This window comes from uncultured Kocuria sp. (assembly GCF_947500125.1).
In the GTDB taxonomy this organism is placed as follows: Bacteria; Actinomycetota; Actinomycetes; order Actinomycetales; family Micrococcaceae; genus Kocuria.
In genome coordinates this window covers 1-18,767 of the sequence record NZ_CANMRA010000037.1, presented here as the reverse complement: position 1 = coordinate 18,767, position 18,767 = coordinate 1, and the positions used below count along the sequence as shown (strand labels likewise).

The window sequence follows — 18,767 nt, the reverse complement described above, 5'->3', positions numbered from 1 at the left end:
ATCAACCCGCGCCAGCGCAGGCCGGCCGAGCGTCGGCGGCTGAGGACAGGTCGCGCGGAGTCCCCGGGAGAGGTGTATCCCATCTGGGGCTGTGATGTCTTGGGAGATCGTCTGCGTTGGCGGGGCGGTCAGAGAACACGCGTCAGTGACCGGTCGCCGTTTCTGGCCTGCGCATGGTCCCTGGGTTGCGGTGGGCGGTGCTGGTGCACCCCTGGTAGGCGGAGGTGGACGTCTGCTCCAGCACGTTGTTCGGCGTGGTGGGTCACGAGCACGACGATGCGGTCGGACAGTGCTGAGCGCAGGTCGGAGATCAGCGAGTGGGCAGCGGGTGCGTCGAGGTGAGCGGTGGGTTCGTCGAGGAGCATGACGTCGGCGCGGGTGAGCAGTGCCCTGGCCACGGCGACGCGTTGACGTTGCCCCCCGGAGAGCTCCCCGCCGCTGGGCCCGACTGGTGTGTCCAAGCCCCGGGGAAGGCTGTCCAGGAAGGGGCCCAGGCCCACACGGGTGAGGACCTCGTACATGTCCTCATCGGTGGGCCGATCGTCTTTCCCCCGGGCGAGCAGGAGGTTGCCGCGGATGGTGGAGTCGAACAGGTGCGCCTCCTGGGGGCACCAGGCGAAGCACCGCCGCAGCTGCCGGGCGTCGAAGGTGGTGCTGTCGCAGCCGTTGACCTGCCATGAGCCCTCCGCAGCGGGCAAGTGGCCGAGCAGGGTCGCCAGCAGGGTGGACTTGCCTGAGCCGGAGGGACCTTCAACGACGAGCCACTGGCCGCGGCGCACGGTGGCCTGGAGGTGGCGGAATGCCGGGGCCGGCGCATGCGGCCAGGTGACGGCCATGTCGGCCAGCGTCAGCTCTTGGACCTGAGCCGGAACCAGCCCGGCGGGGGGCTGCGGTCGCTCGTGGCGGGTGGTTGTGGAGGTGACGGCATGGACCTTGCGCAGCGACTGGGCCAGCGCGGGCCACTGCTGTACCGCATCGACCACGCCGAGCAGCGGATCGATCAGGCCCAGAGGCAGCAGCACGAGTGCGGCGACGACCGGTGCGGAAATCGTGCCCGCCGCCAGGGCTTCGGCGGTGGTTGCCAGCATCAGCACGGAGGAAAGGGAGCAGGCCAGCACCACGACGGCCTCGCCCAGGCCCCGCGCCCAGGCACTGGAGCGGGTCGACGTGTCCGCGCGCTGCTCGAGGTCGTCCAGCCGGGCGAGCATGTCCTTGGCTCGATCGTTGGCGCGCAGCTCGTCGGAGGCGGCGACCATCGCGGCGAAGCGGCGGATCACCCTGGAGCGCACGACGGTGAGGTGGCGGGCCGCCGAGCGATCGGCCAGCAGCGCCGCGACGGGCCCGGCGAACAGCCCGCCGAGGACGGCGACCAGTAGCGTGGGCACCGCGCTGGGGCACAGGGCCATGACGGCCACGACAGCCCCCAGGGCGGTGCCGACCCCAGCCATCGGTGGCAGCAGGACCCGCGGGGCCAGGTCGCGGACCCGGTCGGCGGCGTCGACCAAGTGCTCCAGCGCCGCCCCACCGGTGGCCAGGGCCCGGGAGGCCAGGCCTCGGGCGGCCAGCCCGGCCCAGATCCGGAACCTGAGCTCGGTGGTGGCGGACAGGACGGCGTCGTGGGTGGCCAGTCGCTCGGCGTAGCGCAGCACGGCGCGGCCGATGCCGAAGAAGCGGACGCCGACGATGGCGACCATCAGGTACATGATTCCCGGTTGCTCGCTGGCGCGTACGATCAGCCAGCCCGACAGCGTGGTGAGGGCGGCGGCGAACAGTGCTGCGGCCGTACCCAGGGCCGCCGCCCCCAGCATGCGCCAGCGAGTGGAGGCGAGGAACGCCGCGAGCTCGCCCAATGCACCACCGGAGGTCTCGACGGGCGAAGAAGTGAGCGCCCCGCCCTGGCGATCGGGGGCCTGCTGCTCATCCAGGGGGGTGGTTCCTGGCCGGCGGTGTTCGCCCTCGCCGCGGGGGCTGGCGGGCTGCCCCAGGAGCACTTTCTGGTCGGCGAGGGCGGTGATCTCGGTTTCGTGGGAGGCCAGGATCACGGTGGTGGTGCCGCGCAGGGCCTCGATGAGGGTTTCGACCCGGTGCGCGTTGGTGGGATCGAGGTGGGCGGTGGGCTCGTCGAGGAGCAGCAGCCGGGCCCCGGCGGTGAGGCGGGCCAGACCCCGGGCGAGGCCAAGGCGGCGCAATTCCCCGGGGCTGAGTTGGTTCGGGTCCGCCCCGGCCACCTCGGTGAGTCCGACCCGTGCGAGGGCGTGGTGTGCGGAGGCGGTGTCGTGGGCGTAGAGCAGGATCTCCTCGAGGACGGTCTCACCGACGGTATGGACGCGCTGAGGCACCCACGCCACCGCGGCGGGGTCGAGCCCGTAGATGGTTCCTTCTTGGGCTTCGATGGTTCCGGCGAGAACGCCGAGCAGGGTGGATTTTCCGCTGCCGCTGGGGCCTTCGACGCTGGTGATGGTTCCGTAAGGGATCTCGGCGTCGAGACCGGGTATGGCCGGGGAGGGCCGTCCTGGGTAGCGCACGACCACGCCGCTGATCCGCACCATGGGTGCCTGCTCCGCCGGGATGTCCGACTGAAGAACGATCGTGCCGGGGTTCGATTCCGGTGGCGTCGGTCTGCGGATGTCGGGGGCCGGGGGCTCGGCGACGATCTCACGGGAGCGGTGCAAGGCTGCCATGCCGTCCTGGGAGGCGTGGAAGGCTGCGCCGAGGTCGCGGAAGGGGGCGAAGCATTCGGGGGCGAGGATGAGGGCAATGAGTCCCACCAGGAGGTCGAGGTCACCGTAGACGAGGCGCACGCCGACGAACACCGCCACGACGGCGACCGAGAGCGTGGCGATCAGCTCGAGCACGAGCGCGGAGAGGAACGCGGTGCGCAGGGTCACCATGGTTGTGTGCCGGTGCTGCTCGGAGACATCGCGCAGCGCCGCAGCCTGCTCCTCGATCCGTCCCAGGCCCACGAGGACGGGCAGTCCACGGGCGAGTTCGACCAGGTGGTGGGAGAGTCGTTGAAGGGCGGCGGAGGACTCCTCAGCCTTGTCCTGGGAGTGCAGCCCGATCAGTGCCATGAACACCGGAATCAGGGGCACGGTGAGCACGATGATGAGGGCGCTGACCCGGTCGGCGGCCAGGATCCGCGCCCCGACCAGCAGAGGCACGGTGGTGGCGGCGGTGACCGAGGGCAGCACGCGCGCGTAGTAGTCGTCGAGGGCGTCGAGGCCGATGGTGCCCACAGTGGTCGTGGCGCCGACGTCGTGGCCGCACCCGGCCAGGAGGCGGGTGGCGAGTTCTCGGCGCAGCCCTCGCTTCGCCCGACCGGCGGCGCGGACGGCGACGACCTGGGTGGCCCAGGTGGTTGCGGCACGCAGCAGCCCGGCACCGACCCCGACCAGCAGAGCCCGTTGCCAGGCCGCCGTGTCATGAGCGATGACCCCGACGATGCCGCGGGCCAGGGCTTCGGCCATGCCGATCAGAGCCAGAGCCTTGAGCGCTCCGAGGAGGCCGAGGGTGAAGACTGTGGCAGCACCACCGGGGCCTAGCGGAGGACGTTTCATGCCTGCTGGTTCCCCTCCGCGCCCGTCCCCGGCACACCCTCACGTCGGGTACCCGCGGCGCGGCTTGGGGCAACGGCGGGAAGGACGGGGTGGGGGGCGGGAAGATGGCCGGTGGTCAGGCGCCGGCGGAACACCCAATAGCTCCAGCTTTGAGCGAGCATCACCGAGGGCAAGCCGATGGCCGCCACGACGGTCATGACCCCCAGGGTGTAGTCGCTGCTGGCGGCGTTGGCCACCGTCAGGTGGTGGGCGGGGTCGATCGTGGAGGGCAGGACCACGGGGTAGACGTTGGCGAAAATTGAGGTGAGGCCGCAGAACAGCAGTGCGGCGGAGCCGGCGAAGGCGCGGCCTTCCCGGCCCAGGCGGGCGCTGGTCCATCCGAAGAGCGCGGCGACGACCGCAGCACCGACCAGGGGCCAGGTCCAGGCCGTGTCGTGGAGCACTTGAACGGCCAACACCCACACGGTGAGCGGCACCAGCGCGGCCGGACCGAAACGGAGGAGGAACCGGCGGGCACGCACCCGGACCGGGCCCTCGGTCTTCAGTCCCAGGAAGGCCGCGGCGTGCACGAGGCAGAACCCGACCAGCGCCAGCCCACCGAGCAGCGCGTAGGGCGTGAACCAGGCGAAGGCCCCGCCGACGCGGTCGCCATTAGCGTTCAGCGGCAGGCCCGTAGTGGTCAAAGCCAAGGCAGCACCGAGCCCGAAGGCGACCAGAAACGACCCCGTCCCCAGGGCCCGGTCCACCCACCGCCGCCACCGGTCGCTGTGGACCTTACCGCGGTACTCGATGGACACCGCCCGGAAAATCAGCCCGACCAGAACGAACACGAAGGGGACGTACAGGGCAGAGAACAAGGAGGCGTACCAGTCGGGGAAGGCGGCGAAGAGCCCGGCGGCTGCGGTGATCAGCCACACCTCGTTGCCGTCCCACACCGGGCCGATGGTATTGAGCATCTGCCGGCGCTGGCGCTCATCGCGGGTACTGATGAGCATGAGCATCCCCACGCCCAGGTCGAAGCCGTCCAGGAGGATGAACCCGGTCCACAGCACCACGATGGCGATGAACCAGAGAGTGGGAAGCAGTTCCATGTCACAGACCGTTCTGTGGTCGTCGGGCTCAGTAGGCGAAGGCCAGCACGTCATCGCGCCGACTGGTCATGCCCTCGGGATGGGCGGGGTCATCGTCGTGATGGGCGAGCTCAGGCATGGCCGAGACGACCCCGCCGCGCACGTAGCGCACCAGCAGCATCGTCTCCACCACCAGCAGCCCCGCGTAGATCAGCCCGAGGGCGACCAGGGAGAAGATCATTTCTTCTCCGCCGACCCCTGGAGAAACGGCAGCGGCGGTGTACATGTACACCCCGTCCACACCACTGGGGTTGGGATTCGGGACGACCACGAACGGTTGCCGCCCCATCTCGGTGAACACCCACCCGGCAATGTTGGCCCCGAAGGGTGCCAGGATGGAGGCCACCGCCACCCACATCAAGGGCTTGGAAGCCGGGACGGTGCCCTTCCGGGTGAGCCACAGCGTCAGCGCGGCGAAGCCGGCGGCGAGCATGCCGAAACCGATCATCAGGCGGAACCCCCAGTAGGTGACCTCCATCAGGGGCAGGTAGTCGATCTTCTGGCCGGCCCGTTCGCCGTACATGGGGTCCTCAGGCAGGTGGGTGCCGTAGGCGGCCTCGTACTGTGGGATGAGGGTGTTCACGCCCTTGACTTCGGTGTCGAAGTCCCCGTGGGCCAGAAACGACAACAGGCCCGGGATCTCGATGACGTTGGTCACCTGGTCACAGTCCTGGGCTCCCAGCGGGCCCACCGCCAGCACCGAAAAGCTGGTGCCATCGTGGCAGGCCGCCTCAGCGGCGGCCATCTTCAGCGGCTGCTGCTCGAACATGAGCTTGCCCTGCAGGTCCCCGGTGGCGGCGACCCCGGCGAAGGCGACGGCGGCGACCACCGCACCGATGCGCAGGCTGGACAGCCACACGCCGTGGTCGACCCGGTCCCGCCCGGGAATATCGGCCCGCTCCCCCACAACCACGGCACCGGAGTCGTCGACGGTGTCGATGTTGTCCCGGCGGCGCTGCCACAGCTGATACCAGGAAACCCCGATCAGAAACGCCGCGCCCACTGCCACCGCTCCGGCCAGAGTGTGGGAGTAGGCCACCAGGGCCGTGTTATTGGTCAGCACCGCCCACACGTCGTTCATCACCGGGCGGCCGTCCACCATCTCCACGCCCACCGGGTGCTGCATCCAGGAGTTGGCCACGATGATGAAGAACGCCGAGACCACCGAGCCCAGCACCGCCGTCCACAGCGAGGCGAGGTGCAACTTCTTGGGCAGGCGGTCCCAGCCGAAGATCCACAGGCCCAGGAAGGTGGACTCGAAGAAGAAGGCGAGCAGGCCCTCCATCGCCAACGGTGCCCCGAAGACATCGCCGACGAAGCGGGAGTACTCGCTCCAGGCCATCCCGAACTGGAACTCCTGCACCAATCCGGTGGCCACGCCCATGATGAAGTTGATCAGATAGAGCTTGCCCCAGAACTTCGTCATCCGCAGCCAACGCCCGTTGCCGGTACGCACCCACATCGTCTGCATGAGCGCCACCAGCAGACCCAGCCCGAGCGTGAGCGGGACCATCACGAAGTGGTAGACGGTGGTGATCCCGAACTGCCACCGGGCGATCTCCAACGGATCCATGGGTTGTCCCCCAAGCCAGTTTACAGTGGTGTAGAAGTACTTCTACGAGTCGTAGAAGTACTTCTACACCACTGTAGAACACGTGGGTCGGTCCGCTAGAATCAGCCGGTGGCAACCAACGAATCGAAACGTGCAACCTCCTTAGGTGACCTGGAGCGATCCATCATGGAGATCCTCTGGCAGGCGGACACCCCCCTGTCGGCTTACGACCTTCAGGACCAGCTCCCCCTAGCCACCGACAGCGGCCGCCCCCGCGCCGCCACCACCGTGCTCACCGTCCTGTCCCGCCTGGAGCGCAAAGGCTTCGTCACACGGGAACGCACCTTCCGCCCCCACCGCTACTTAGCCGCAGCCTCCCGGGAGGAGCACATGGCCTCCCTCATGCACGAGGTCCTCGGAACAGCCAACGACCGGGCCGCCGTACTCGAACGCTTCGTCGGGGGCGTCAGTTCCGAGGAAGCACAAACGCTGCGGCGCCTCCTCGACGACCACTGAGTCCACGTGATCAGCGCCTCGATCGCCCTCGCAGCATTTGCCCTCGCCCTGGCCTGGCCCGTCCCAATCCTTCTCTCGCACGCCAAGTGGCCGACCTGCGCCCCCGCCACCGCACTGGTGCTCTGGCAGGCCGTCGCCCTGGCCGGCGGGCTGTCGATGCTCGGGGCCTTGCTCACCTTCGGCCTGACCCCTTTTGGGCCGGACTTGGTCACGGGCGGCATCAGCTTCGCCGCCAGCTTCTTGGGAGATCAGCCATGGGGCCCCGCAGGCCCGATGCACATCCTCGCGCTGTCCGGAGCAATTCTGCTCGGCGGGCATCTGCTGCTGAACCTGATCGTCACGATTGTGCGCGCCGAACACGATCGTCGGCGCCATGCCCAGCTGGTCCTGCTCCTGAGCACACCGCTGCCCGAGGCCCCCGGCACCCGGCTCCTCGACAACCCCGCCCCGATCGCCTACTGCCTCCCCGGGGCGTTCACCACGATGACCGTCCTCTCTGCCGGACTGCTGTCACTGCTCGATGAAAACGAGCTGGACGCGGTGATCGAGCACGAGAAGGCACATGCCACCCAACGCCATGACATCGTGCTGATGCTGTTCCGCGCCTGGAAGGCTTCCCTGCCCTGGTTCCCCATCGCCGACCGCGCCCACCGCGAAGTCGGGCTCCTCGTCGAGATGCTCGCCGACGACCGCGCCCGCCGGAGCGTCGACGACCGCACCCTCGCCCGAGCCGTCGTCCTCGTCAGCGCCGGTGGATTTGCTGCCCCCTCGCACCGCTTCCAGAGCACCTGGACGGGCGCGCCCCCTGCCGAGGACGCCCGTCAGCGCATCCTGCGGCTGGAGGCCACACCTCTGCCGACGGGGCAAAAGGCAACAGTCATCGGCGCAGCCGCTGCGCTCATCTCCGTGCCCACCATCTTGTTGCTCGCCCCCGGCCTCACCAATCTGCTCAACTGACCACAGGCGCGAACCACCCTGGCTGCCACGGCAACATCTGACCCACGACAGGGCGCCCTGACATCGGTATCTACCGCGTCCCGTGAGGTACCTCAGCGCCACTGCGCCGCCACCGAACCAGGAACCTCGAACCGGAGGGCGGCAGCTCTGCGCGTCATACAGCGTTGCGTCCCCGCACGACGCCGCATTAACGGGAGCGAAGACATATTCTCAGGAGGATTGTCCGTGCTCCTACGCGCACACCAATGTTTGCTGCCTGCGGTCCGTTGCTCGATCTTTCCGTCGCTGTCTGCGACGTCCTGGGGGGAAACACCATCATGCCCCGCGACTCCTCTCGCCGCCCTGCCAAGCCCGACCTCCGTCACCGCGCCTCCTCGCCGGTGAGCGCCCTCGCCGCGTTCTCGGCCCTCGTGGCGCTGAGCGTGGCCGTCAGCTCGGGCGTCACTCCGGGGGCCGGCGAAGAACGAGGGGCTGCCTTCGGGGCGTCGGCGGGATCCTCGACGTCCTCGGAGCGGTCGGACAGCGGGTGGAGCCTCTTCGCGTCAGGTCAGGAGCGGCAGCACCCCCCGGCGGCACCGCTGCGGCAGAACCGTTCCACCTCGCCCGTCCGTGACGGCGCCACGGGCAACGGGTCCTGGCGCCAAGGCACCGGCCCGGGCGACGGCGACCGGAACGCGGCCTCGACGGTGCGCCCGGGGCGGCACGCACCGAGGCTGTACTCGGGCGAGCTTCCCGTCAACACCCTCATCGCCCCCACCACTCCCGGGACCGTCCTGAGCGGGGGCACCTTCGGGTGGCGGATCGCCCCCGATCGCGGCGACCGCGAGTTCCACAACGGCACCGACGTTTCCGCCGCCGCAGGGCTGCCGGTCGTGGCGGCCGCCGAGGGCGAGGTGACGGCCGTGTTCTGGGACGTCTGGGGCGGCAACCGTGTGGAGGTCACCCACGCGGACGGACTGAGAACCACCTACAACCACCTCCAGGACGTCAGGGTGGCCACCGGTGACCGGCTGACCGCGTCCGAGCAGCTCGGTTCCGTCGGTGCCACCGGAACCCGGGTCACGGGACCAAACCTGCACCTCGAGACCTGGGTCGACGGGCAGGCCGTGGACCCCCAGTCCTTCGACTGGGTCGACGGCCTCCGCGTCATTCCCGCCTCCCGCAGCAAATACTCCTTGGAGGTGCCCGTGCCGGCTCTCCCGGAGGACGAGACCGCCGCCAAGAAAAAGGCCGCCTCAGGCGAAGAGGCAGTCGATCAGAAGAAGGCCGCCCAAAGGAAGGCTGCCGAGCAGAAGGCCGTTGCGACCAAGAAGGTCACGAAGGAGCCACAGCCCACGGCCGAGCCTTCCGCTCCTGCAAAACCCAGCCCCACACCGACTCCTGCACCGCCAGCAGCGCAAAAGCCCACGGCCTCCCAGACCAAGCCGGTAAAGCCCGCCAAACCAGCACCTGCTGCGACCCCGCCCGGGCCCCTAACGGCACCGTCCAAGCCGGCACCCCCCAAACCGGCACCGCCCAAACCCGCGCCGCCACCATCCGCGCCGCCACCGTCCGCGGGCACTGGGAAAGAGAAGGATCTCCTGCCCGGGGGGGCGCCCCGGGTTCCGGACACCAGACGGGACACCGATCGCGACGGCATCCTCGACATTGAAGACACCGACCTCGACGGGGACGGCATCGGCAACGAGGCTGACGACAACCTCGACGGCGATAAGTTCGTCGATGAGGTTGATCCGGACATGGATGGGGACGGCCTGCTCAATGAAGGAGACCCGGACATTGACGGGGACGGCATCCTCAATGACAAGGAAGAGGGGCCCATACGCCCGGCACGAGTGGCGTCCGGCAAACCAACCCCCGAGACTGGCGAGCCGAGCGCTCCGGCAGGGATCACGGCCCCTGCCCGGGGAAATCGGGATGCCGGCACCTCGCCGGCCACCGGTGCAGTGCAGGCACGCTGAGGTGCACCTGATCTCACAACTTGGTCACCTGGCGCAGTCGGCGAACGTTGATGAGCGGGAGGCCGAGCAGGGCAGAGGACCAGGGTGCCGACGATGCGGTCGTAGCGGATTCCGAGGCGTTTGAAACGCAAGACCCCGAAGATGGGGCGCTCGACCACCAAGCCGTGTCGATCCAGATGAGTTTTGGCCTCGATCCCACGGCGGGTAACACGCACTTTGATGCCTGGGCGGCGCCGTGGCTGCCCGGGACGTCCGCACCGATCGCGCACACCGGAGGTGGCCACCATCAGGAGTTCGAAGAGACAGTCGTGGGTGTTGGCGGCCGGGGCGTGAACGTGCAGGGGCAGGCCGTTGCGGTCAGTGAACAGGTAGTACTTGGAGCCCGGGTTCGCGTGGTCGGTGGAGTTCGGGCCGGTCAGCTCGCTCCCCTTTTTGGGTTCGTACCGACACCGAGTCGATGCTGGCCCCTGTCCAGTCGAGGATCTGCTCCTCGGAGAGCTCCTCGAGCACGGCCCGGTGGGGCTTCTCTCAAACCCCGGCCGCCTATCACACGCGCACAGGCAACCAGGCGGTGTGTCCGGACCCGCGCCCCAGAGCCGGTGGCAGGTCCGCCACCGACACCGAGGTATGCAGCACGAACAAGATGCCCTCCACAGCGGCCCAGTCATCGATCCACGGCCGCCTACCGGGACCTCGCGGCGGCGTTAGGAGCGGGATGAGCGGGGCGATCAGCTCCCACAGTCGATCATCCACTGCGGCTTCATCGTGGCCATACAGAAATGGGCAGCCAGCCGGACGAGGGCAATCAACAACCGACCAGGTCTTGAAAACAGATGTACGATAATCGCGATGAGTCACGACCACGGCATGTTCGGTTGGACTTTGTTCGGATACGTCACAGCCCTGGCGTTCGGTCTGGGAGCGGTCGGCTACGCCGCGGGATGGTGGGCGTCCCGCCACCGGGGGCGGTGGCCGATCCACCGCGCCGTGCTGTGGTACACCGGGCTCTTCTGTGCTGGAGCCGCGGTGGTGGGCCCGATCGCTGAAGCCGCCCGCACGAGCTTTCCCGCCCACATGGTCGGGCACCTGCTCTTGGGCATGGTCGCGCCACTGTGTCTGGTGCTCAGTGCCCCGGTCACTCTTGCTCTGCGTGCTTTGCCTGTGGTTCAGGCCCGCGCGCTCTCCCGGGCCCTGCGCACCGCTTTCGTGCGGGCTCTGACCCATCCGGTGGTCGCGGTGGTGCTCAACGTCGGGGGCCTGTGGGCGCTTTACACCACCGATCTGTACAGCATGATGCACACCTCGGTGTGGTTGTATGCGCTCGTCCACGCCCACGTCTTCCTGGCCGGCTATCTTTTCACCGCCGCGATGGTGGGGATTGACCCGAACCCGCACCGGAGCTCCTTCGGCCTGCGGACCGCAGCGCTCATTGGGTTTCTCACAGCCCATTCGATCGTGGCCAAGTGGCTTTACGGCCATCCGCCCGCCGGCGTTGACTTCGCCGACGCGCGAATCGGGGCGCAGATCATGTATTACGGTGGGGACGCCGTGGACGTCACCTTGATCGTTGTTTTCTGCGCCCAGTGGTACACCGCCACCCGCCCCCGTGGAATACCCCTGACAGACACCCATGCACCGAGCTGAGTACACACCCGGCGCCAGCGTCCGTCCAGATCCCTAGGGGAGAATACATCCATGGAGTACTTCGCGGCTGTGCTGCCGTCCATCTGCATCGGCGTCATCTTCTGGCTGATCATGCGTTCGATTTTCCGCGGCGACCGCACCGAGCGCGCCGTCGAATCCGCTTCCCAGGACGACGCAGCACGCTGGTATAAGGACCTCAAGCAACGCGAGAGCGACGCCCTCCCCTTCAGTCCATCCTCCCTCGCCGACAACGAGCCCACGCGCTGACCCCGGGCATCATGTCAGCGGGGGGGCTAGCGGCTGACCGCCTCAGGTGATGAGGAACGCGTCCCCCGCGACGGGGCTGTGGCCCGCCCCGTGACATGCCCGTCGACGGGGCGACCTACGCATCACGGACCCCGTAAGCCAGGACGGCCTCAGATTGTCGGCTGCGGCAGCTCCCGGATCCGCTGATACAGACCACCCGTTGCATCCTCGGATTGTGAAGACGACGGAGAAGCCGTGACGGTTCACGGTGCAGGAGAGCATCAACCACACCGACCACCAGCTCACCGGTGAACCCGTCCACGACTGCCCCACCCGCACCGCCGGTCCCGCGCGGGCAGCACGGCTACCCGGGACACCGAGGCTCACAGCACTCACAGCACTCACAGCACAGCGATCAGGACAGGGAGGACAGATGACGGATCCGCTCACCGGGCGTGTTCTGGTGGTCGACGACGAGGTCGACCTGGCGGAACTGGTCGCGGAATATCTGCGCAAGGCCGGAATGGACGTCGAAGTACGCCACGACGGCACGGAGGCGGTCGCCGCGGTGCGGGAGTACGTCCCAGACGTGCTGGTGCTCGACCTGGGGCTGCCGGGGATCGACGGGATAGAAGTGTGCCGTCAGGTGCGGACCTTCTCCGACTGCCACGTGCTGATGCTCACCGCCCGCGACGACGAGATCGACAAGATCGTGGGCCTGTCGGTGGGAGCCGACGACTACGTGACCAAGCCGTTCAGTCCGCGCGAGCTCGTGGCCCGGGTGCAGGCCATGCTGCGCCGGGCCCGCACCCGCCCCGCCCCGGCGCCGGCGGGGCGGGCCCAGGAGCTGGTGATCGGGGACCTGGTGGTGGACGAGGCCGCCCGGGAGGTCCGCGTGGGCGGGGAGTCGGTGGCGCTGACCCGGATCGAGTTCGACCTGCTGGCCGCCCTGGCGGCCCACCCGCAGCTGGTGCTCTCGCGCCGGCAGCTGGTGGAGATGGTCTGGGACACGCACTGGGCCGGGGACGCACACCTGGTGGACGTGCACATCGGGCGGATCCGCAAGAAGCTCGCCGATACGGCCGCCGACCCGAGGTTCATCCACACCATCCGCGGTGTCGGCTACCGGATGGGCACGGGACGATGAGCACCACCGTCTCCGGCCGCACCCAGCGCTGGTCCTGGAGCCCGTTGACGGTGCGGTTGATGCTGGCCCAGACCGCGGTGCTGTTGATCGGGTTGATCATCGTGGTCGTGACTGCGGTGCTGGTCGGGCCGAACATGTTCTACCACGAGCTCGTCGAATCCGGTCACGCCGATGAGGCCCTCGGGCTGGTGCACCTGGAGGACGCCTTCCGCTCGGTGAGTCTCACGGCCCTGGCCATCGGCGGGTTGCCGGCTCTCTACATCGCCGGGATGCTCACCTTCTACCTTTACCGCACGATCGGGCGGTCCCTGGCCTCTTTCAGCACCGCCGCCGGTGAGGTGGCCGCGGGCAACTACGACGTGCGCGTCACCTCCACCAAACTGGGCCCGGAGTTCGACGCCCTGGCCTCCTCCTTCAACGAGATGGCGGCCAAGCTCAGTGCGGTGGACACCACACGGCGCCAGATGCTGGCCGATCTGGCCCACGAAATGCGCACCCCGCTGGCCAGCCTCAAGGGCCACCTGGAGGGCATTGAGGACGGGGTGGTCGAACTCGACGAACACACCACCGGGATCCTCAACGCCCAGATCACCCGCCTGGAGCGCCTGGCCCGCGACATCCGCCAGCTCACCACCGCCGAAGAGGGCATGACCCGCCTGCAGCTCACGCCCCAGGACCCCCAGCACCTGGCGGACCAGGCGGTCGCGGCCATCGAACCTGACGCCGTGGGCAAGGGTGTGTCGATCACCTCCGTGAGCACCGGTATGGAGGTCACCCCGATCCCCTTGGATCCGGAGCGGATGGGCCAGGTGCTGAGCAATCTGCTGGAGAACGCCCTGCGCCACACCCCGACCGGGGGCACCATCATCCTGCGCACCGACCACACCGCCGAGGCGGTCACCTATACCGTCACCGACACCGGGGAGGGCATCAGCGACGACAATCTTCCGCACGTGTTCGAGCGCTTCTACCGCGCCCACACGGGCCGGGAGGCCCACCGCGGCGGCTCGGGGCTGGGTCTGGCGATCAGCAAGGCCCTGGTCGAGGCCCAGGGCGGAACCCTGGAGGCCACCAGCGACGGCCACGGTCGCGGCGCCAGCTTCCGGATCCACCTGCCCTACCGTCGCCCCACCGGCTGAACACTGGGAGCACCCGGACCTAAGGCTTGAAAACGACTGCGGGCCGTGCCCGCCACCAGAGCTTCGGAGCTTGGTGACGAGCACGGCCTGCGGCGGTGCAGAGGCACCTACCTGCGCGAGGTCCCAGTGGTCCCGCCGAGCACGAGCCGGCGGGTGCCTTTCACACTGAGGCCGATTACCCGCTCCAGCGGGCCCTGGCCCAGGGCGCGGTACCAGGCGACCGCGAACAAGGCCGCCAGCGTCACGTGGATCAGGAACCACAGGTTCGGCTGGTCGTAGTGGAGCTCGAAGGACAGGCCCACCAGGTGAGCGGTGTACAAGGTCAGAGTCATGACGCCCATCGCTGCCAGCGGCAGCAGCCAGGCCTCGGCCTTGCGGGCGATCAGCAGGAAGGCCCCGAGAACGGCCAGGGCAACGCCCAGGCTGGCCGCGATCGCCAGTGGGGTGTTGGTGTGTGGGGTGGCGATCGCCAGCCACCACACCGTGGAGGTGGGCAGGGAGTCCGGTCCCCAGATCAGGACCTCGGCGAGTTCCTCCTCACCGAACGAGGAGGCGTCCAGCAGCCGCTGGTAGCCGCCGAAGGCGTAGAGCAGGAAGTAGGAGGTGGCCTGGGCGAAGATCGCGATCCCGACACCGATGACCAGTAGCCGGATCTGCACCTCCTGCTTGCGCAGGTTCAACCGGCCCAGCCCCATGCCGACCAGCAGATACGTCATGTACGGCAGGGCTGGGTAGGTCCCGGTGAGCAGCAACTGGGAGGCCGTGGCCCCCGGCTCCGTGAGGACGGTGGTGAGGGTGGGGTTGTAGTTGCTCCAGGCGGGTAGCTCGTTGAGCAGGCCCTGCATCAGCAGCGGGGACACGAGCCCGAAAACCGCCGCGGAGATGAAGAGTGCCTTCGGCCCGGCGTGCAGGAAGGGGATTGCCAGCAGGAAGAACACCCCGTAGTAGATCAAGATGTTGTCCGCCGGGGCGTCTGCGGGCATCAGCGTCCCGATCCACAGCCCCACAGCCGCAATCAGCACGGCCCGTACCGCCAGCCCGATCCGGTCGGCGGTCATCGCCTTACCCTCGTGCGGGTGGCTTCCGCCGGAGGTCAGGGCCAGTCCGACCCCGGCCAGCAGGGCGAACAGGGCTGCGGAGTCCCCGGAGAACACCCGCCAAGTGAAGCTGGCCTCCCCGGTCTCCTCGTTCCAGGAGGGCAGGATGTGGATGGCCATCAACCCGACCAGCGCCAGCCCCCTCGCCGCGTCGATCCCCACCAGCCGGCGCGTGGGCCGGATCAGTGCATCGTCGAGCCCCCCCGGATCGGTTCTTTCCGCTCGTGACATCGCGCTCATGACTCCCCCTGATCAAGCCGGCCCCCTGCGAGGCCGACGACGTGTGCGGCCCCGAAGAGGACCGCAACCATGGCCCCGGGGCATCCGGGGCCGATCTGACTCCAGGGTCTCGTCCACGTTCGACGCCCACCTCGCGGGATCCTCACGATTCCGTCAAGATTCCGATGGAGTGGCGCCGTCGGTGGGCGCTTCCGACGCCGGTCGGGGCGTCACAGTGGCCGCAAAAGCATCTTCTGCACGGTCAGGGTTTGCCGCGCGCGGCTTCCGCTCCCCACGATGGGACCACGGGGATCGTTGCACCCCGTGGAGCAGCCCGCTCCCGACAGGGCAGGGGGCGGGGGCCAATGAGCGAGACCAATCGGACCGGTGGACGGGGAACGAACCAATGGGCCGTGGAGGCCTCCGTACGCACGACCCAACGGCCGCAGGAGCCGGTGATCGCGGCGGTGCGGGCGTCCATCGCCTCGTGTCACGGGGTGGTCCGCTGCACGGGCGCCCCCGGGGTGTCCGTGCGGTTTCGGCTGGAGGCCGAGACCCCGGCGAATACCTACAGCGCGGCCCTGGCCTTGTTGGCGCGGACAGTGCTGCCGTTGCTGGAAGGCTCCACACTGATGGATCTGCACGTCACCACCGGCGAAGCACCACCGGAGCACCCGGTCCTGCCCGCTGGCACTCCCGTGGTGTCAACGGCTCCGTGAGCCCCGCCTCGGACCGCGGCGACCCTGAGCACAGCCCGGGTGCGGAGCCGGGGCTCAGGTCTGAGGTTGCCGGCCCAGCACGAGCCGACGGACGGCGCGCACGATCCCGGCGACGACCCGCTCGAGGGGACCTTGTCCGAACACCTGGTGCCAGAGCAGGGCGAAAACCAGGCCCACCCCGACGTGAATGAGGAACCACATGGGCTGGTCGTAGTGCACCTCTGCGGACAAGCCCAGCAGGTGGGCGGAGTACACGGTCAGCGTCATCGAACCCATCGCGCTCAACGGCAGCAACCAGCGCCCGGCCCCACGGGCCAACAGCAGGCAGAAGCCCAGCACCGCCGCCGCCGAGCCCAGGCCCATCAGCAGGGCCGGCGGGGTGTTGGTGTATGGACCGGCCACCGCCAGCCACCACCACGTCGTCGTGGGCAGCGCCGGCTCAGGACCCCACACGATGATGTCGTTGACCAGCTCCTCGTCCAGCCCCGGGGTGCGGGCCACCAGCTGCTCGAAACCACCGGCCTGCTGGATCAGCACCCAGGAGACCACCCACGCGGCGGCCGCCAGCGCCACCCCGCCCACCACCAGCCGGGCCTGCACCTGGGTCTGCCCCAGGTCCAGGCGCCCGAGCGCCAATCCGGCCAGCAGATAGGCCAGGTACGGCAGCGCGGGGAAGGTCCCGGTCAGCAGCAGCTGGGCCGCTGTGGCGGCAGGGGCGGTGAGCAGGTCGCCCAGGACCGGGTTGTGCCGCTCGAAGCCCGGCAGGATCTCCCGCAGCACGTGCATCAGCACCGGACCAGCCACCGCGAAGCACCCCGCCCAGGCGAACAGTGCCCGCGCGGACAGGGACAGGAACGGGATCGCCAACAGGAAGAAGACCCCGTAGTAAATCAGGATGTTCACCGCCGGGACCTCGTCGATCGTGTCACCAGGGATGACCCCGTTGATCGCCAGACCCAGGCCCGCGATCAGCACCGCGCGCACCACCACTCCCACCCGGTCCGCGGTCATCGCCCGCCCGGTGTGCGGTGTGCGGCCACCGGTGGAAAAGGCCAGGCCCACCCCGGCCAGTAGGGCGAACAGGGCCGCGGAGCGCCCGGCGAAGACCGTCCACTGCGCGGTGGGCTCGAAGGTCACCGGGTCCCAGGAGGGCATGATGTGGATCGAGATCATTCCGATCAGCGCCAGCCCGCGGGCGGCGTCCACCCCGACCAGGCGCCGCTTGCGCGACCCGGTGGCAGCGGTGCTGGCACCGTTCGCCGCAGCAGCCCCTGCCCCCGTGCGGGTGGTGGGCAAGCGTGGACCGTCCTGTGTCCACGGGGCGCTGCGCGCCGGGTGTCCTTGAAAATTTGTCATGACGAGCTGTCCCCCTGTGCTGCACCGGCGGGCCCCCTGCCCGCCGGACCGGGACACGGCGCCCGGTACAAGATTTACTTGAGCAAGAGCGGATATAGCTGGGGTATCCGCTGTCTGAGAATTACCTGTGAAGGTGGGTTCGGCTACCGCGGCGACTCGTGCAGAAGGGTCCCCACGGGGACGACCCTTCCGCTGCCGTCTTTAAACCCGTGCGGAGGGAAGATGCCGGAGTGGAGTCCCCCTGGGCGTCTTCGTGGATGCCGGCTTCCGCCATCACGTCTTCCATTGAAAAATGGGTGCCCCGGCTTCAGGCGGGGCTGAGTCAGGGCACCCTCACACCGCTGACCCAAGACACTGTCCGAAGCACCGGCGGATGAGAACTGAGGGTTCCCAAAAGGAAAGCTGCGTCTTCTACAACCCAAAGACCGGGCCCGAGTCCGCTGGAAACCATGCTTGATGAAAGCTACACACTCCCTTCACTTAAGCTCAACGATCGGCCCCGGAACCAATGAAGAAGGCCCTCGACATTCGTGGCGCCCTTCGGCCCATGACAACATGCGCGGAGCCAGCACCGCATGGGAGGCCAGTTAGAAGCTCAGGGCCGCCCGCTCCCGGATACGGGACTGCCCCGGGTTTCCCTAGCTCATTGACTCAACGGAAGTCGGGGCAGTCCCATGTTGCACCTCACCTTCGAGGCCAGGATGCAGTCCATCGCACTTGAGTAGGGACTGCCGCAACCGAGAGCCCGCCGCGGAGCGAATAGGTTCAACTGAACGGCTCAGCGGTCAGCGTCAGAATCACGAACCATTCTGTTCACCTCTGCGCCCGGACAACGGCGCCCTCTCGCGCCCCGGCCGGTGTCCTCAACGTCACCGTCGCGCTCTGATACCTATCACTACCGCCGTGAGCACCCCGATGACCAACCCCAAGATGATGGCCCACAGCGTGAGGTCCGGGCGAGGAGACACCGAACTGCAGTAGAAAGAGAGGAGCCGGCCCGGCGATGCCTCGGCAGAAGGACCGCTGCAAAGAATTTTCAGGTAGTCCGTGTATATCCAGATGCCACCCGCCGAGACGAGGGCCATAAGAGCGCCCACAACGATGCCAATGAGCCACCCCGACCGGTCTTTACCAGAGGGAGTTGTGTTGTCTTGGACAGGGTCCATAGCAGCCTGATTCCTTGGATCGGCGCCTTATCTGATGTGACTCCCGACGGCCGGATTCACCCGCCACGGGCTCGCGACATTCTCCTGCCTCGAGGAGCCCGCAACCCCCGCCGCCGCAACATCCCCGGCACCTGTTACCCCTACTCGGAGCTCCGACGCTACACCGCCCCGTTCGCGGCCTGAACCTTCAACCATGAAGATTCAGTCAAGAAATGACTGGCCAACGGAGATCGCACGCAAGACCACCCCTGCCCCTGTTCCCCCTTGTGGCCCCCAAAACCCATCTGTCAACGGTCAGCGGGACTTCCCGGTGGGCGGTCAGGTGATCTCCCCGTGGGCGGACAGCTGATCTCCCTGTCCG

General features: G+C 68.4%; 14 protein-coding genes. 8 read left to right on the top strand and 6 right to left on the bottom strand.

The window, feature by feature from the left end:
• Positions 1-128: 128 nt before the first annotated feature.
• Genes cydD through Q0817_RS17580 form a run of 3 tightly spaced genes read right to left on the bottom strand, consistent with a single transcriptional unit; the run spans position 129 to position 6,260 of the window.
• Positions 129-3,557: a thiol reductant ABC exporter subunit CydD gene (gene cydD / locus Q0817_RS17590; RefSeq protein ID WP_298591228.1), complete on the bottom strand. Its 3,429-nt coding sequence runs from the start codon at positions 3,555-3,557 to the stop codon at positions 129-131.
• Positions 3,554-4,648: a cytochrome d ubiquinol oxidase subunit II gene (gene cydB / locus Q0817_RS17585; RefSeq protein WP_298591226.1), complete on the bottom strand. Its 1,095-nt coding sequence runs from the start codon at positions 4,646-4,648 to the stop codon at positions 3,554-3,556. The genes cydD and cydB overlap by 4 nt, the downstream gene beginning before the upstream one ends.
• A 28-nt stretch (positions 4,649-4,676) precedes the next feature.
• The gene (locus tag Q0817_RS17580) at positions 4,677-6,260 is read right to left on the bottom strand and encodes a cytochrome ubiquinol oxidase subunit I (protein WP_298591224.1); all 1,584 of its coding nucleotides are present in this window, start codon (positions 6,258-6,260) and stop codon (positions 4,677-4,679) included.
• Between the two features lie 108 nt (positions 6,261-6,368).
• Between Q0817_RS17580 and Q0817_RS17575 the strand changes: the two genes are divergently transcribed.
• The 3 genes from Q0817_RS17575 (at position 6,369) to Q0817_RS17565 (ending at position 9,673) form a co-directional block, all read left to right on the top strand.
• Positions 6,369-6,755, top strand: a complete 387-nt coding sequence (locus tag Q0817_RS17575) for a BlaI/MecI/CopY family transcriptional regulator (protein WP_298591221.1) — start codon at positions 6,369-6,371, stop codon at positions 6,753-6,755.
• A 6-nt stretch (positions 6,756-6,761) separates the two neighbouring features.
• Positions 6,762-7,712 carry a M56 family metallopeptidase gene (locus tag Q0817_RS17570; RefSeq protein ID WP_298591219.1) on the top strand — a complete coding sequence of 317 codons (951 nt, stop codon included), beginning with the start codon at positions 6,762-6,764 and terminating at the stop codon, positions 7,710-7,712.
• A 686-nt stretch (positions 7,713-8,398) separates the two neighbouring features.
• Positions 8,399-9,673, top strand: coding sequence for a peptidoglycan DD-metalloendopeptidase family protein (locus Q0817_RS17565; protein WP_298591217.1), 1,275 nt, complete (start codon positions 8,399-8,401; stop codon positions 9,671-9,673).
• 546 nt (positions 9,674-10,219) lie between these two features.
• Here the strand turns inward: Q0817_RS17565 and Q0817_RS20115 are convergent.
• Entirely contained in the window at positions 10,220-10,426 is a 207-nt protein-coding gene (locus tag Q0817_RS20115; RefSeq protein WP_366139891.1) for a transposase, read from the bottom strand.
• A gap of 96 nt (positions 10,427-10,522) precedes the next feature.
• Between Q0817_RS20115 and Q0817_RS17560 the strand changes: the two genes are divergently transcribed.
• From Q0817_RS17560 to Q0817_RS17545, 4 genes are all read left to right on the top strand, one after another.
• The gene (locus tag Q0817_RS17560; RefSeq protein ID WP_298591215.1) at positions 10,523-11,317 is read left to right on the top strand and encodes a cytochrome c oxidase assembly protein; all 795 of its coding nucleotides are present in this window, start codon (positions 10,523-10,525) and stop codon (positions 11,315-11,317) included.
• Positions 11,318-11,368: 51 nt separating this feature from the next.
• Positions 11,369-11,584, top strand: coding sequence for a hypothetical protein (locus Q0817_RS17555; RefSeq protein ID WP_095650769.1), 216 nt, complete (start codon positions 11,369-11,371; stop codon positions 11,582-11,584).
• 412 nt (positions 11,585-11,996) lie between these two features.
• The gene (locus Q0817_RS17550; RefSeq protein WP_298591212.1) at positions 11,997-12,710 is read left to right on the top strand and encodes a response regulator transcription factor; all 714 of its coding nucleotides are present in this window, start codon (positions 11,997-11,999) and stop codon (positions 12,708-12,710) included.
• Positions 12,707-13,849, top strand: coding sequence for a cell wall metabolism sensor histidine kinase WalK (locus Q0817_RS17545; protein WP_298591211.1), 1,143 nt, complete (start codon positions 12,707-12,709; stop codon positions 13,847-13,849). Before Q0817_RS17550 ends, Q0817_RS17545 begins: the two co-directional genes overlap by 4 nt.
• Positions 13,850-13,956: 107 nt before the next feature.
• On the opposite strand, the gene Q0817_RS17540 is transcribed toward Q0817_RS17545, so the two are convergent.
• A complete protein-coding gene (locus tag Q0817_RS17540) occupies positions 13,957-15,186 on the bottom strand; it encodes a heparan-alpha-glucosaminide N-acetyltransferase domain-containing protein (protein WP_298591209.1) in 1,230 nt (409 codons plus the stop codon).
• A 344-nt stretch (positions 15,187-15,530) separates the two neighbouring features.
• Here Q0817_RS17540 and Q0817_RS17535 point away from each other — a divergent pair, with 344 nt between their 5' ends.
• On the top strand, positions 15,531-15,884 hold the full coding sequence (locus Q0817_RS17535; RefSeq protein WP_298591207.1) for a hypothetical protein: 354 nt from the start codon (positions 15,531-15,533) through the stop codon (positions 15,882-15,884).
• 54 nt (positions 15,885-15,938) lie between these two features.
• On the opposite strand, the gene Q0817_RS17530 is transcribed toward Q0817_RS17535, so the two are convergent.
• Positions 15,939-17,180 (bottom strand): heparan-alpha-glucosaminide N-acetyltransferase domain-containing protein, encoded by a 1,242-nt coding sequence (locus Q0817_RS17530; protein WP_298591205.1) that lies wholly within the window; start codon positions 17,178-17,180, stop codon positions 15,939-15,941.
• Between the last annotated feature and the right edge of the window lie 1,587 nt (positions 17,181-18,767).

What these genes read in the sequence shown, in the direction of transcription:
- cydD (WP_298591228.1), bottom strand. Translation starts at nt 3,557, where the DNA reads ATGAAACGTCCTCCGCTAGGCCCCGGTGGTGCTGCCACAGTCTTCACC.
- cydB (WP_298591226.1), bottom strand. Translation starts at nt 4,648, where the DNA reads ATGGAACTGCTTCCCACTCTCTGGTTCATCGCCATCGTGGTGCTGTGG.
- Q0817_RS17580 (WP_298591224.1), bottom strand. Translation starts at nt 6,260, where the DNA reads ATGGATCCGTTGGAGATCGCCCGGTGGCAGTTCGGGATCACCACCGTC.
- Q0817_RS17560 (WP_298591215.1), top strand. Translation starts at nt 10,523, where the DNA reads ATGAGTCACGACCACGGCATGTTCGGTTGGACTTTGTTCGGATACGTC.
- Q0817_RS17555 (WP_095650769.1), top strand. Translation starts at nt 11,369, where the DNA reads ATGGAGTACTTCGCGGCTGTGCTGCCGTCCATCTGCATCGGCGTCATC.
- Q0817_RS17550 (WP_298591212.1), top strand. Translation starts at nt 11,997, where the DNA reads ATGACGGATCCGCTCACCGGGCGTGTTCTGGTGGTCGACGACGAGGTC.
- Q0817_RS17545 (WP_298591211.1), top strand. Translation starts at nt 12,707, where the DNA reads ATGAGCACCACCGTCTCCGGCCGCACCCAGCGCTGGTCCTGGAGCCCG.
- Q0817_RS17540 (WP_298591209.1), bottom strand. Translation starts at nt 15,186, where the DNA reads ATGAGCGCGATGTCACGAGCGGAAAGAACCGATCCGGGGGGGCTCGAC.
- Q0817_RS17535 (WP_298591207.1), top strand. Translation starts at nt 15,531, where the DNA reads ATGAGCGAGACCAATCGGACCGGTGGACGGGGAACGAACCAATGGGCC.